The 13601-nt window shown below is 72.8% G+C and carries 14 protein-coding genes; 8 read left to right on the top strand and 6 right to left on the bottom strand.

Annotated elements, in window-relative coordinates; translation table 11 throughout:
* Positions 1-79: 79 nt before the first annotated feature.
* From J7F03_RS35870 to J7F03_RS35880, 3 genes are all read left to right on the top strand, one after another.
* Positions 80-853 carry an alpha/beta hydrolase fold domain-containing protein gene (locus J7F03_RS35870; RefSeq protein ID WP_214957022.1) on the top strand — a complete coding sequence of 258 codons (774 nt, stop codon included), beginning with the start codon at positions 80-82 and terminating at the stop codon, positions 851-853.
* 89 nt (positions 854-942) lie between these two features.
* Positions 943-1575, top strand: a complete 633-nt coding sequence (locus tag J7F03_RS35875; RefSeq protein WP_214957023.1) for a TetR/AcrR family transcriptional regulator — start codon at positions 943-945, stop codon at positions 1573-1575.
* A complete protein-coding gene (locus J7F03_RS35880; protein ID WP_214957025.1) occupies positions 1568-1915 on the top strand; it encodes a nuclear transport factor 2 family protein in 348 nt (115 codons plus the stop codon). The genes J7F03_RS35875 and J7F03_RS35880 overlap by 8 nt, the downstream gene beginning before the upstream one ends.
* Before the next feature lie 91 nt (positions 1916-2006).
* Here J7F03_RS35880 and J7F03_RS35885 read toward each other — a convergent pair whose 3' ends face one another.
* Positions 2007-2510 carry a hemerythrin domain-containing protein gene (locus J7F03_RS35885; RefSeq protein ID WP_214957027.1) on the bottom strand — a complete coding sequence of 168 codons (504 nt, stop codon included), beginning with the start codon at positions 2508-2510 and terminating at the stop codon, positions 2007-2009.
* A 139-nt stretch (positions 2511-2649) separates the two neighbouring features.
* Between J7F03_RS35885 and J7F03_RS35890 the strand changes: the two genes are divergently transcribed.
* Complete coding sequence (locus tag J7F03_RS35890; RefSeq protein WP_214957029.1) at positions 2650-3192, top strand: hypothetical protein; 543 nt, start codon at positions 2650-2652, stop codon at positions 3190-3192.
* Between the two features lies 1 nt (position 3193).
* Entirely contained in the window at positions 3194-3787 is a 594-nt protein-coding gene (locus tag J7F03_RS35895; protein WP_214957031.1) for a hypothetical protein, read from the top strand.
* Between the two features lie 57 nt (positions 3788-3844).
* Here the strand turns inward: J7F03_RS35895 and J7F03_RS35900 are convergent, their stop codons facing one another.
* Positions 3845-4381 carry an isochorismatase family cysteine hydrolase gene (locus tag J7F03_RS35900; RefSeq protein WP_214957033.1) on the bottom strand — a complete coding sequence of 179 codons (537 nt, stop codon included), beginning with the start codon at positions 4379-4381 and terminating at the stop codon, positions 3845-3847.
* Positions 4382-4557: 176 nt separating this feature from the next.
* Between J7F03_RS35900 and J7F03_RS35905 the strand changes: the two genes are divergently transcribed.
* Both J7F03_RS35905 and J7F03_RS35910 read left to right on the top strand, forming a co-directional pair.
* The gene (locus J7F03_RS35905; RefSeq protein ID WP_214957035.1) at positions 4558-5367 is read left to right on the top strand and encodes a VOC family protein; all 810 of its coding nucleotides are present in this window, start codon (positions 4558-4560) and stop codon (positions 5365-5367) included.
* 85 nt (positions 5368-5452) lie between these two features.
* Complete coding sequence (locus J7F03_RS35910) at positions 5453-5938, top strand: DUF6328 family protein (protein ID WP_214957037.1); 486 nt, start codon at positions 5453-5455, stop codon at positions 5936-5938.
* A gap of 57 nt (positions 5939-5995) precedes the next feature.
* Here the strand turns inward: J7F03_RS35910 and J7F03_RS35915 are convergent, their stop codons facing one another.
* Positions 5996-7540: a DUF6056 family protein gene (locus J7F03_RS35915; protein ID WP_214957038.1), complete on the bottom strand. Its 1545-nt coding sequence runs from the start codon at positions 7538-7540 to the stop codon at positions 5996-5998.
* A 266-nt stretch (positions 7541-7806) separates the two neighbouring features.
* On the opposite strand from J7F03_RS35915, the gene J7F03_RS35920 reads away from it, so the two are divergent.
* On the top strand, positions 7807-9288 hold the full coding sequence (locus tag J7F03_RS35920; RefSeq protein ID WP_214957040.1) for a hypothetical protein: 1482 nt from the start codon (positions 7807-7809) through the stop codon (positions 9286-9288).
* A gap of 15 nt (positions 9289-9303) precedes the next feature.
* Here J7F03_RS35920 and J7F03_RS35925 read toward each other — a convergent pair whose 3' ends face one another.
* The 3 genes from J7F03_RS35925 to J7F03_RS35935 form a co-directional block, all read right to left on the bottom strand.
* Positions 9304-9738: a hypothetical protein gene (locus J7F03_RS35925; RefSeq protein WP_214957042.1), complete on the bottom strand. Its 435-nt coding sequence runs from the start codon at positions 9736-9738 to the stop codon at positions 9304-9306.
* Between the two features lie 173 nt (positions 9739-9911).
* Positions 9912-12038 (bottom strand): PIG-L family deacetylase, encoded by a 2127-nt coding sequence (locus J7F03_RS35930; RefSeq protein WP_214957044.1) that lies wholly within the window; start codon positions 12036-12038, stop codon positions 9912-9914.
* A gap of 325 nt (positions 12039-12363) precedes the next feature.
* Positions 12364-13467, bottom strand: a complete 1104-nt coding sequence (locus J7F03_RS35935) for a serine hydrolase domain-containing protein (RefSeq protein ID WP_251073015.1) — start codon at positions 13465-13467, stop codon at positions 12364-12366.
* Positions 13468-13601: the final 134 nt, after the last annotated feature.

Consider the following 13601-nt stretch of genomic DNA (forward strand, 5'->3'; position numbering starts at 1 on the left):
ATTCGGAAAGACTCGTCTAGGACTCGTCCGGCCTTGACCGGGGGCTCCTCCTCGGTCAGGGCCGGCCTGACCGGCGCCCATGTCGGCGAACCCCGAACTGGGCGGGGCGTTGGCGGCCTTGGGCGACGGGGCGAGGGAGCCGTTCACCCGGGAGAACCTGGCCGCCCGGCAGGAGCGGGACGCCGCGGCCCGGCCCAGGCCGACGCTCCGCGATCTCCGGGCCGACGGCCGCGTCGAGGTGGACGAGCTGCGTGTGCCGGGAGCGCCGGGCGGGCCGGACGTCACGCTCGTGAGCGCACGGCCCGCCGGGCCGCTGCCGTTGCTGTACTACAAGAGTGCCGGCGGCGGACTCGCGGCGGCACTCGCCCTGCTCACCCGCGATCGGGGCGGGCCCGCACCGATCGGGCAACTGCTCCTCTGCCCGATGCTCGACGACCGCGACGCCACCTTCTTCAGCCACCAGATGGCCGGCATCGACACCTGGGACCGAACCTCCAACGCCACCGCGTGGCAGGCGCTGCTGGGCGACCGGTACGGGGCCTCGGACCTGTCGCCCTACGCGGCTCCGGCCCGTGCCACTGATCTGTCCGGGCTGCCCCCGGCCTACATCGAGGTCGGGTCTGCCGAGACCTTCAGGGACGAGGACGTGGCCTACGCCAATGCGATCTGGCAGGCCGGCGGCCAAGCCGAACTGCACGTATGGCCCGGAGCCTTCCACGGCTTCGACACCCTCGCGCCACGGGCGGCGCTCAGCCAGGACGCCCGCAACGCCCGCTCCCGCTGGCTTCGGCGCGTCCTTGCGCAGTCCGCCGCGCACGCGGTCGAGGCTGAGTGTCCGGCTGATCTTCCTTAGCGATTACGGCATTTGACCGAGCGTGTGGCGCCGGCCGGGTCGTCGCACGTGCTAGTTTGTGAGCGATCGTTCAACTACGGGGAGCGTCGATGGGTCGTCAACAGGTCTGGGACCAACGAGAGGTACTGACCTCCGCCATGCGGCTGTTCCGCCGTCGCGGATACCTCGGCGCCTCGCTGCGCGACCTCGAAGAGGCGACCGGAATGCACCCGGGCAGCCTGTACCGGGCGTTCCGGAGCAAGGAGGGACTGTTCAGCGCCGCGCTGGACGCCTACAACGAGCAGGTGGTCGAAGGCCGGGTCCGCGTCCACCTACGGGAGACCCCGGACCCGGTGGCCGGCATCCGCTCGTTCTTCACCTCGGCGTTCGAGGCGCACGCCGGTCCGGAACCCGATCCGGGGTGCCTGCTCACCAACACCGCGGTGGAGTCGTTCACCGTTCCGCAGGCCGTGGCCGGCGTACGCCGGGGGCTGGAGACGATCGAGTCCGGTTTCGCCGACGCGCTGACGCGTGCCCGCGCACAGCAGCTCCTGCCTGCGGAACTCGACGTAGAGATGTCGGCCGCCCAGCTCCTGACCCTCTACCAAGGCCTCCTGGTCCTCGTCCGCTCCGGCACGGCCGCCGCCAAACTCCACGCCATCACGGACGGAGCCCTGACCTCGATCGGGGCGGGCAAGCCAACCAACCCGACCAACCGAACCAAGAGGAACAGCGATGAGTGACCAACAGCAGCTCTGGAACGACTACGCCGCGTGCTGGTCGGCCGACCCCGCGATACGCCTCGCCGCGCTCGGCGCCGTCGCGGTGGACGACGTCACCTACCGGGACCCGGGAACCGAGGTCGCCGGTCTTGCCGAACTGGACGCGTACATGAACGGCTTCGCCGGGGCGTTCCCCGGACACCGCTTCCGCATCGACGAGGTCCTCGACCACCACGGCCGGTCGCTGGCCCGCTGGACCCAGGTCGGCCCGGGCGGCGAGACGTTCATGACGGGTGTGAGCAGCGCGGTGCACCGCGACGGCCTGCTCGCCGACGTGACCGGGTACTTCCTCCCCGCCTGAGCGCTTGAGGCTGCCCCGCCGCCTCGATGGCGCAGGTCATCGAGGGGACCGGGCGGGCTGGCCGTCCGCCGGAAGCCGCAGGTCGTCGCGGTCATCCCCGTACGACCGCGCGTACGTTCTCGATGCTGCCGCAGTCGGACGCGAGCTGCCGCTCCCGCTCCTGCAGGAACGCGGCACCGAGCTCGGCCCGCCGCTCGGCCGGGACGTTTTCCCGGGCGCCGTTGAGGATGGTCCGCTCCTCCTCGTCGATGTGGTGGGAGACCGCCTTGACCAGGTCCTCCAGGCGGGAGTCCCACTGGTCGGAACCGACCTCGGACACCTCGAGCAGTGCCAGCAGCGCCTCGTTGCCCTCGGCGTGCTCCTCGGCCCCGTGCTCGACCTCCTCGTTGTCGACGTCCCTGAACCTCTTCAGGGCGCCGTACACCTCGGCCTCCTCCGCCTCGCCGTGCGCGACGAGGAGCGCGGACAGCTTCGCGAGGGCGCCCGCCCTGTCCGCCTCCACACTGCGCATCCGACGGAAGAGTTCCTCCATCGTGCGGTGGTCCTTGAGGATCACGGCGACGACATCCTGGTTCTCCTGCTTGTCCGCGGCCATACGACGTTCCTCCTGTTGTCGGGCTTTCCCGGGCGCCTGCTCGTTGGCGGTGAGTTCAAACCCGGGTGTTTGCGGGGCGCCCACCCGGGCAGCCGCGTCAACGGAGACGAGGACGAGGAGCCCCCGGACGGAGGCCGAGATGTCAACCAACGCACTGATAGCCGTCATCGTCGTGGCGGCGGTCGTCGTGATCTTGTTGGCGGCACTGATGTGGACGCTGGCCCGACGACGCCACCTGCGTGAACGGTTCGGACCGGAATACGACCGCACCGTGGAGGAAAGGGGCGACAAACGGTCCGCCGAGCGCGATCTGCGTGCCCGCGAGGACCGGCACGACCGACTCGACATCAAGGAGCTTCCGGTCGAGCGCCGGCACGAGTACGCGGACGCGTGGACCGGCGTGCAACAGCGGTTCGTGGACCGGCCGGAGGGTTCCGTGGCCGAGGCCGACGAGCTGGTGACCCGGCTGATGAGCGAGCGCGGCTATCCCACCGAGGGATACCAGGGGCAGCTGCGGGACCTGTCGGTCGAGCACGGCCGCACGCTGGAGGAGTACCGGGCCGCCCACGACGTCAAGGTGCGCAGCGGTGACGGAGAGGCGACGACGGAGGAGCTGCGCGGGGCGATGGTCCACTACCGCACCCTGTTCGAGGACCTGCTCTCCGACGAGAGGAGCCGATGACATGCAGAACCGCGACGAGAAGGCAGGACGAGGGACATCCGAGCCCGTCCTGACGACGGAAGACCTCGCGCATCCCGCGCCGCCCGGTGACCGGGACCCGGCCGTCTACCCGGGCGAGGCCACGGGCGGGCGGAGCGAGACGGGGCAGACCCCGGCGCCGGCGGACGGGCCCCCCGGGAGCCCGGAACCGGATCGCGACCGGGGGCTTGAACCGGGACTCGTGCCGGAACCCGGCCGAGACGAGTTCGGGGAGCGGGACGCCGAGCAGAAGTCCGACGTCGACCGGGCGGCCTTCACGGAACCGGACACCGGCTCCCGGAGCGACGGGGAACCGCTCATGGACGCTGCGGAGGCCGAGCGCTACCGCACCACGTGGAAGGAGATCCAGGGCCGATTCGTGGACGACCCCCAGGAGGCGGTCCGCTCGGCGGACACTCTCGTGGCCGAGGTCATGCAGACGTTCGCGGGCACCCTTTCGGAACACCGGAGCGGACTGGAGAAGCAGTGGGACCGCGGTGAGCAGGTCGCCACCGAAGACCTCAGGCAGGCCCTGCGCGCCTACCGCTCGCTGATCAACCGGCTGCTCGACACCTGAGCCCGGAGCGGGCGGACCCGGCCGCCGAGCGACGCGTGCGGTGGAACCGTGGGGCGTTCACCGCAGGGCGTCGGCGGCGGGCACGACGCGGGCGGACATGTTGACCTCCATCATGCGCAAGGCAGCGTCGGCCAGATCCTCGTGGATGTGGGCGACGGCGTCACGCGCGACGGTGATCGACAGACGGCGGATGTGCGCGTCGAGGGCCGAGTAGAGCACGCACTGCTCGGTGACCTGCCCGCACAGCACGAGGTGGTCGACGTCCAGGGTGCGCAGCAGGTAGGCGAGCGGCGTCTCGTAGAACACGGAATGGCGGGCCTTGACGATGAAGTACGAGTCCTCGTCCGGCCTGACGGGCTCGACGAGGTCGGCGTGCGGGCCGGCGAGGGCCGCTTCCAGGATCTCGCCGAGGTGGGAGCGCCACTTTCCGAAGTTGTCGTTGGCGTAGATGACGGGAATCCGCCGGTCGCGCGCCTGCTCCAGCAGGTTCACCACCGCAGGAAGCGCCCGGGCGACGGAGGGAGTGAGCCGATCGGCATCGTCGTGCTCGTACGTGTTGAGCATGTCGATGATGACAAGAGCGGTCTTCGCCATGGCCACAAACCTCCCAGATCCTGGGGCGGGAGGCCGGTGACCGGGCCGGAGGAGGTCACCCGTCCCGCCGGTGCGCGCGGATCGGCACGACGGATCGGCGGGCGCGGTGCGTGGCTCGCGGCCCGGCGACGCCGACGGGACTACGGTGGAGAAGTCGTGTCCGAAGCCTGCGGCGGATGAGGTGGGCAGCTGTGTCGACGTGGACGTCGAGTCACGAGGTGTCGGGTGCGCCGTGCTGGGTGAGCCTCACGGCCCGGGACCTGGCCGCCGCCGAGCGGTTCTACGCTGCCGTGCTGGGCTGGGAATTCCGCCGCACCCGCCTCGGGGAGGACTTCTCGATCGCCTCCCGGGGCGGGGCTCCCGTCGCGGGCATCGGCGCACTGGCCGGACGCCTGGGCCTGCCGGTCGCGTGGACGCCGTACTTCGCGGTGGAGGACGCGGACGTCACCGCAGCGCGGATCCGGGAGCGCGGCGCCACCATGGCGGTCGGCCCCCTCGGCTTCGTCACCGGCCGGGCCGGCCTGGCCGCCGACCCCGCGGGGGCCGCCTTCGGGTTCTGGCAGGGCGAGGTCATTCCCGACTGGACGGTGGGCCGGGAGAGCGCGCCGGCGTGGCTGGAACTGCGGACGCGCGACGCGTTCGCGGCAGCCATCTTCTACGGTGAGGTCCTCGGCTGGGCCGAGGAGGGGTCGGGCTGCTGCACCGTCTCCTACGAGCACGACCACGTCGTGCTGCGTCACCGCCGCGTCACCGTCGCCCGCATCAGCGGGGGAGCCCTCGAAGAGGACCCGGACCCGCAGGTCCGCCCCCGCTGGCACGTCCACTTCACCGTGCCCGACCTGGAGGCGGCGGCCGAGGCCGCCACCCGCATGGGCGGGAGCACCGCCTCCGCCGTCGCGACCTCCAGCGTCAGCCGCGAACTCGTACTGGCCGACCCCGACGGGGCGCTCTTCACCGTCGTCGCACCCCAGGACACCGCCGGCTGAGGCGGCTCCTCGTGCGGCTCCGGGAGCATGAGGAGGGGGCTGCGGGGTAGGTGCTGTCGGACGGGACATTTCAGGGAGGCACGTCATGCCGGGAGGTACCCGGGAGGGTCGGGACGAGACCGCGGAAGAGCGCGCGGACCGGCAGTGGCAGGAGCTCATCCAGGAGATCCGTGTCGCCCAGACGGGAGTCCAGATCCTGTTCGGCTTCCTGCTCACAGTGGCCTTCACACCCGTCTTCGAAGGGCTCGCGCAGACCGAGAAGACGATCTACATCGTGACGGTGGTGCTGGGGTCGCTGGCGACCGGCGCGCTGATCGGGCCCGTCGCCTTCCACCGCATCGTCTCGGGGCGCCGGATCAAGCCCGAGGCGGTCGCGTGGGCCTCGCGCCTGACCTGCGCGGGCCTCGTCCTGTTGCTGGCCACCTGTACCGCGGCCCTCTTCCTCGTCCTGCGCGTCGCGGCCCACAACGGCCTCGTGCCGTGGCTCGTGGGCGGCGTGCTGGGCTGGTACCTGCTGTGCTGGTTCGTGCTGCCCCTGTGGGCGCGGATCCGCTACACGGCGGAGCACTGACCCCGGGGACCAGGACCCGGCCACGTCTTCGTAGGCCGGCGCGTGGTCGCGGAGAGCTCAGCCGCGGTGGATCCGGTCGATGCCGTACCACTTCGACACGCAGGCGGCGACCCAGTCCCGCTGGTAGTTCCGCGTGAAGAAGGGCTCGGCGAGACTGCCGATGTACAGGGGCTGGTAGGCCACATCCGTCGCGCCCCGCGCTGCCTCGCTCCGGATGCGGGCGTTCTGGGCGTCCCAGGCCACGGAACGGGTGACGGTGGCGGTCGTGAGGTCCTGGACGGCCGGTACGAGCACGGCCACCGAGGCCAGCGTCAGGCCGCCCGCCGCCACGGCGCTGGTCACGAGGACCGCGTAGGCCCTGTGGCTGCCCGCGAGCCACCGGCCGCCCCACGCCCCCAGCAGGGCCCCGTAGCCGCAGAGCGCCAGTTCCATCGGTACGAGATAGCTCGTCCACGTGCGGGCGTACGTCCACCCGGTCGGGCCGTAGCCGCTGCGCAGGCCCACCACCACCGCGAGCGACCCCAGCACCACCACGGGCACGGGGAGCAGCAGCAGGGGGATGAGCACCTTGCGCGGGACGGTCCGCCGCGGCTCCAGCATGCGGGGCGCGGGCCCGCGGAACACGCTCGCCAGGCCCAGCAGGACGCCGACGGCCGCGGCTCCGAGGTAGGCCCACTGGCCGGTGACGGAGTCCCACATGTGCAGCCAGTCCCGGATGGTGCCCTTGAGTTCGCCCGCGGAGAGCAGGGACTCCTTGGCCGGCTGCTGGGCCCGGCGCCACCGGGCGCCCGGGGAGGTGTAGAGCACGACCAGACCGCAGACGAGGCCGGAGCACCAGAGCAGGCACCAGGTGAACGGACGCCAGTTCCGCGTCAGGCCGAGAAGGGGCAGGCAGAGCAGCCCGACCGCGCCGGCGAGCAGCCCGCTGACGAGTGAGAACGGCTCGCTGAGGGTGCCGAGCGCGAAGCCGATGAGGAACGCCGAGACGAAGCCGGCCACGCGGACGGCGGTACGGGGATGGCGGACGGTCCGGATGGCCAGCAGGAGCGCCCACAGCCCGATGACGCTCGGAACGGTGTGGGAGATCGTGGCGGGGGCCCACAGCAGTACCTGGTAGCTGCGGGTGCCCGCGAAGTAGACGAGGGCCTGGACGACCAGGGCGCAGGCGGTCAGGAGCAGCAGCCGGGGTCTGCCGCCGAGGAACCGGACGAAGTCACGTCCCAGCAGGACCAGTACGACGGTGAAGGCGACGGCGATGACCGTCGGCAGGATCTTGGTCCCGGCCAGTCCGTCGCCGTAGACGACACCGCTCAGGAAGGCGTTGGCGATCCTGCCGTTCTGGGTCATGTAGAAGTCGGAGGTGATGCCGAAGACCCCCATGTCGCGGGATTTCCACGCGGCGCACCAGTCGTCGGACGTGGGCCGTACGTAGAGCCCGAGGAAGCACCCGACGGAGACCAGGGCTCCCGCCGCCGCGACGAGCGTCGCCCCGGCCGCCGGGAGGAGCCCGCGCAGGAAGGGGCGGCGGCCGGTTCCCCGGCCCGCCGCGGAGGGAGGGGGCTGGACGTCCTCGCCCTCGCCCTTGCCCGCAGCAGTGCTCATGTACCAGCCCTTCGCAGCGCGGCCGGGCCGAAGAGGCGGCCGATGCGGCCGCCGGGTGAGGTGACCGCACGGCCCGCGAACACCCATGATGTGCACGGCCCGCCGCCACCGGCATCCCGGGTGCGCCCGGACGGTCACGGAGCCGCGAAGCCCCTCGGGAATTCCCGCTCACCCGCGCGGCGGCGTGCCGTGGCAGCCTCCGCACGGCTCTCCCAGGATGGGGAATCCGGGGCCACGCGCAGGCGGTCCCTCCGGAGGGAGTGTCGATGCCCGGTGTCCTGCTCGGCCGTTGGGCGGTCGTCACGGTGGCCTTGGCCGGCCTCGCCGTTCCCCTCTGCGCCGGGGGCGACCACGCCCGCCGGCACCCGGGCGCGGCCGCGCGGCCGGTGTACCTCGTCCCGCCCGCGGGCCACCAGAGCCGTGGTCAGGCCGTGCTCCGTTACGCGGCCCTGCCGACGCTCGCCGCCCCCAGCGTCGGCCTCCTGTCCAACACGACCGCCGCCGAAGGCGTTCCGGCGTCCCTCGCCAAGGGCGCGCGGTACATCGAGGGCAGCAACGTCCTGCGGCTGTCGACCGGCCGGTGGATGTACCTTCCCGCCGCCGCGACGTCCTCGGCCGTGGTCGCCCCCGGCCATCCGCCGGCACGGCAGCAGATCGAGAAGAGCCGCGCCTGGCTGGCCTCCGGCCGGGTCCCGGGCAGATCGCCCGCGCAGCGCGCGGCAGCCGGGCGGGCCCTCCTCGCCATGCGCGCGCTGCTCCGGCCGAACGGCGCCATGGCGGCGGGGTGGAGCTACGGCTGGCAGTACTCCTGGCCGCGCGACTCCGGCTTCGCCGCCGCCGCGTTCGCGCACACCGGCCACGACGGCGAGGCCTACCGGATCCTGCGCCACAGCGCCGCGACCCAGCGCGAGGACGGCACCTGGGAGGCGCGGACGAAGCTCGACGGATCCGGGCCGCCCGACGGCAGGCGATGGCAGCTGGACGCCAACGGCTGGGTCCCCTGGGCCACCTGGCAGTGGTACCGGACGGCCCCTGGGCCCACCCGCCGCGCCCGGCTGCTCACCCTCTACCCGATGATCCGCAAGGCGGCCGACCACGCGGCGGGCTCCCTGCGGGCCGACGGGCTGCCCCCGGCGTCCCCCGACTACTGGGAGCTGATGACGCCCACCGCGAACATCGGCACGGCCGCGCCGCTGCTCGCCGGGCTCAACGCCGCCGCGGACCTCGCCCGCCAGGCGAACCGGCCGGACGACGCGGCGCGCTGGGGCCGGGCCGCCCGGCGGCTCTCCGCCGGGATCTCCGCGCGGTTCCGTCCCGAGGGCTACCAGCGCACCGCCGACGGACGGCACGGGCGCGACAGCGCGATCACGTTCATGGCGCCCCCCTTCAACGCGGCCCCCGCCGGCCTGGCCGGGGAGCTGGACGCCACGTACCGGGCGCTGCTCCTGCCCAATGGCGGACTGACCCCCGGGAACGACCCCAAGGCGCCCTGGGGCGGAAACGCCTGGACGCCCAGTACCGCCTTCTTCGCCCTCGCGTGGGCGGGTACGGGCCAGCCGGCGAAGGCCGGTCAGGTCCTGGACTGGATCCTCTCCAAGAGGAACCCGCTCGGCGAGCTGCCGGAGAAGGTGGACAAGCAGGGCAGGCCCTCCTCGGTCGCGCCCCTCGCGTGGACGGGCTCGATCGCCGTCCTGTCCCTCGTGGCGCTCGACGGCCCGGTGCTTCCCACCCCGCCCCTGCGGCCTTAGCGCGCAGGGCAAGGCTCAGACGGGCTCCGTCCCGTCGCCAGGCGGCGGCGCGGTGCGGAGCCGCTCCAGCGCGGCCAGGAGGTGGCGGTAGGCGAGCCTTTCGGCCGCCACCGCCCGCCCGAGGGGGAGGTGGTGCGGATCACGGCGTGACCGGGCCTGCGCCGCGGCGGCGAGGCGGAGCTCCCTCGCCCGGGCCACCTCGGCCCTGGCCTCGACGTACGCGTCGTCGAGGAGCCGGTGGTCGAGTACCTGGGCGAAGGCGCGCTCCTCCACGGCGTCGAGCCGGTCGAGGCCGGCGGCGCAGCTCGCGGGGGACGTCCCGGCACAGCCGTCCTCCAGGGCCCGGGACAGGGATCCCAGGGTCGCACCGAGCTCCGGGTACCCCCAGACCGGCGCGGCGTCGTTCCTGCACCCGGTGGCGAGGAACACCAGCACGGCGACGGAGGCCATGGCGCGGACCGTTCCCGGAGCCGGGCGCCCGCGCACGGCGCGGCAGGGGGAGGGAGCTTCCCGCACGGTGGAGCAAGGGGTCATGGGAGCCCCGATCGCCGGTGGTCAGGTGGGTCGGGCGCCGGCCTCGGCCGGGCCCCGACGTGGTGCGTAGCCATCGTGGCCCGCACCGGTCAGCGCTGCCACCCGGAGTCCGCGCGCCCGGCCTGCGCGAGGGTCGGGGGCTGGACCGCCCGGTGCCACGGGGAGGAGGGCGGGCGGCTGCCGGACGGCTCGGATCCGGCCGGGGGAGCCGTCGTGACGTGCAGCCCGGCGTCCAGGCCGAGGGCCGCGGCGACGGCCGTGCCGTCCGGCTCGGTCACGGCTGCCGGTGCGCCCGTATAGAGCATCTGGGACTCGTACCAGGACGGCGCACCGTCGGGGCCGGACACGCCGACCGTGCCGGTGCCCGCGCGCCCCGCGAGCAGGTGGCCCGCGACGCCGACGGCGCCGTAGCCGCCCTCGCCGCCCGTCTCGGTGACCGGGGAGAAGGCCGGCGCGGTTCCGCCCGCGGTGGCCAGGGTCGTAGCGACGGTGCCCGTGCCGGGGCGGCGGAAGTACAGGCGGACGCCGTCGCCCTGCGAGCCCGTCGAGAGCGGACCGGTGGTCGCCGGCAGCCCGGTCGGGAAGGGGCCGCCGACCGGGGCGTCCGGGGCCGGCTGGACCCAGGCCAGCACGCTCTTCGCCGTGGCCGCGAACACGTGCCGCCGCCCCGCCGCATCGGTCGCGGTGACCGGGTCGCCCTGCAGGCCGGCGCCGCCCAGGGCCTGCCACGCGCCGAAGGCGCCGTCGGGGGTGGCCTGGGCGCGGGCGCGCAGGGTGCGCCGGGAATCGCGTACGTAGACGGTCGCCCGGCCCGTGCGGTCCAAGGCGACGGACGGCGCGCTGATCGCCGAGGTGCCGGATATGTCGTCCGTGTCCGGGGTGCCCAGCGACTGCCACGGGCCGAAGGGGCCGTCGGGAGCGGCCTGGACGGCGTACACGAGCTCGCGCCCGTACTTCTGGGGCGTGGTGCCCAGGGTGGTGCGGGTGGCGAAGACCGAGATCCGGCCGTCGGGGAGCCGGACCGCCGTCGCACCCGCGTCGATCCCGGAACCGGGGAGGAACTCGGGCCCCTGCCAGGTGGCCTCGGGGCCGCCGCGCGACCAGTACGCCATCCGGCCGTCCAGGACCGCGAAGGCCCACAGCCGGCCGGCGACGCCCTCGGTCATCCAGGAGGTGCCCTCGCCCCGGCTGTAGCGGATGGTCTGGCTCCATCCGGCGCCGGTGGGCCGGGTGGCGGTCTTGCGGTCGCCGCAGCCGGCGGGGCTGCCGCACCAGTCCTGGTGGTCCGTCCAGGCGTAGGTCTTGAGGTAGCCGAGCTTCTCCTCGGCCGCCTGCGGGTCGAGCGTCGGGGGCAGGGCGCTGTTGGGATAGCTCACGTAGTTCTGGACCGAGAAGTGCGGCCGGTCCGCGGACTTCGCGTAGCGCTCGGCCGCGGCCTGCACGAAGCGGGCGCCGTACATGTGGTCCTGGTGGTCGAAGAAGGCGCCGCCGCCCTGCGACCGGCCGGGCGTCGGGTCCTGCGTGCGTATCGTCGTGGGCCGGTACATCGCGAAGACCTCCGCGATGGCCTCGACGGCCTGCTCCCTGGTGTACGAGAACGAGGGCTTGACCGGCGACCCGGAGGCCAGCTGGGCGCCCAGGGCGGAGACCCTGCCGTCCCACAGGCCACGGAGGCTGTCCGGATTGTCGCCGGAGATGCTGCGGGCCTCGCGCAGCTGCATCCACACCAGGTTGACCTCGGGCCTGGCGACGAGGACGTCCAGCTCGACGCTTCCCCCGCCGACGGTGGGTATGGACTTGCGCTGCCAGGCGCTGGTGCGGTTGCCGGTGGCCATCTGCGCGTAGGCGGCCCGTATGCCGTTCTGCCGGGCCTCCGCGTAGGCGGCGTGGTCGGCGGGCCCGGCCGGGTCCTCCAGGTGCGGGCTGTGGGCCTCGTTCCTGCCGTCGGACTCGCCGGAGGTCAGGTAGACGGTGGCGACCTCGACGCCCGTCGATATGGAGCGGCTCAGGTCGGGGTTCATGAAGAAGAGGTCGTCGTCGGGATGTGCGACGACCTGGAGGACCGTGCCCTCGGTCACACTCGGGCGCACGACCGCCTCGGGGGTCGCCGGCGCCTGGGCGTTTCCGTGTCCGTAGGCCCAGGTCGTCACCCCGGCGCCGCCGACGGCGAGCGTGGCGAGCAGGGCCGCGAGGCGGGTGCGGCTGGCCAGGGACATCTGCAACGCCTTGAGGATCGGTCCGGTGCGGAATTCCGCCGAGGGGGTGGGTCGGTGCCCCGATGGCCCCACCGCTTCCGGAGACGACCGGGCCCGATTATGCCTCGCGCGATTGCGACTGACACACCCTCAAGAGGTGTATGCGGTAAACCAAGTTGAATGCGGCATATGGTCTATATGTCTTATTTTGTATTACTTGGCCGAGTCGATCGGGAGACGGCACCCGCCACCCGGGATGTGGCCCGAACGGCCCCGCTGCCGCGCACGGTGAAGTCGGTCACATGCGCGGCAGCGGGTGCGGTCCGTCATTCCGTAATGCCGCTTCCTACCGCTTCGAGGTCTGCGAGCCGCTCTCCCCCTGGGCGTTCGCGTCGCCGCACATCGCCTGCCCGTAGAGCCTCTCCAGCGCGCCGTCGATGGGGTGGGGCTGCGGATTTCCCGAGGAGTCCGGCTTGTTCCACCTCTGGAGGTTGACCGCGACGGACATCTGGCGCTTGCCGTCGGCCCGGGTCAGGGACAGGGTGCCGGCTCCCCAGGCCGATCCGTCGTGGCCCCAGAAGGTGCCGCAACCCTCGATGTCGACCCTGTGCAGACCGAGGCCGTACTCGATCGTCGTGCCGTCCAGGCCGCGGAAGACCGGGAGCGTGCGCTGCATCTGCGCCAGCGACGACGGGTTGACTATCTTGCCGTCGAGCAGCTTGGCGTAGAACCGGTTGAGGTCCTCCATGGTCGAGACCAGAGCGGCCGACGGCCCCACCCAGGACATGTTGTAGACGCTGTAGTCGCGCGGCGGGTCGATCAAGCCGTAGAACGCCTCGTACAACCGCGAGTGCGGTCCCTTGATGCGGGGCCCGGTCGGGAACTCGGTGTGCCGGAGCCCGGCACGCTCGATGACGTTGCGGGTGATGTACTTCTCCGCCGTGGTACCGGTCACGTGCTCCAGGAGTTGGCCGAGGAGCAGGTAGTTGGTGTTGGAGTACACCCCCGTCGGGCCTCCGGGCTCGCCGACGGGAGGCGCCGTGAGCCCCATCTCGATCAGCTCGGCCGGACGGAATTCCGTGAACCGGTTGTCGTCCAGGCTCTTCGTCGACATGTCCGGCAGGGAGGGGAACCCCTGGAGGGACGGGAAGGCGTAGGGGAGGTAGTCGGGGATGCCGCTGGTGTGGTTGAGCAGCATCCGCACCGTGATCTTCCTGCCGCGCTCTCCCGGCACCAGCTCCGGCAGGTAGTCGCCGATCGGCGCGTCGAGTCCGATCCGGCCCCGCTCGACCTGCTGCATGACCGCGGCGGCGGTGAAGGTCTTGGTGACGCTGCCGACACGATGGCGCATGTCGGGAGTGACGGGGCGGCCGGTCGCGACATCGGCGACCCCCGAAGCGCCGCGCCACGTCCGGCCGGTATCGCGCACCTCTGCGTACACCCCCGGCATCCCCGCGCGGTGGACATCGTCCGCGGCGGAGTCCAGCTCCGCGGGATCGAAACGGGCCGACGGGCTCGCGCCGGCGGCCGACACGTCCCTCGTCCCGTCCGGGGCGGGAGCCGCCGCCGCCGTGCCCGCGCACA

It is taken from the genome of Streptomyces sp. ISL-43, from assembly GCF_018614195.1.
Classification (GTDB): Bacteria; Actinomycetota; Actinomycetes; order Streptomycetales; family Streptomycetaceae; genus Streptomyces.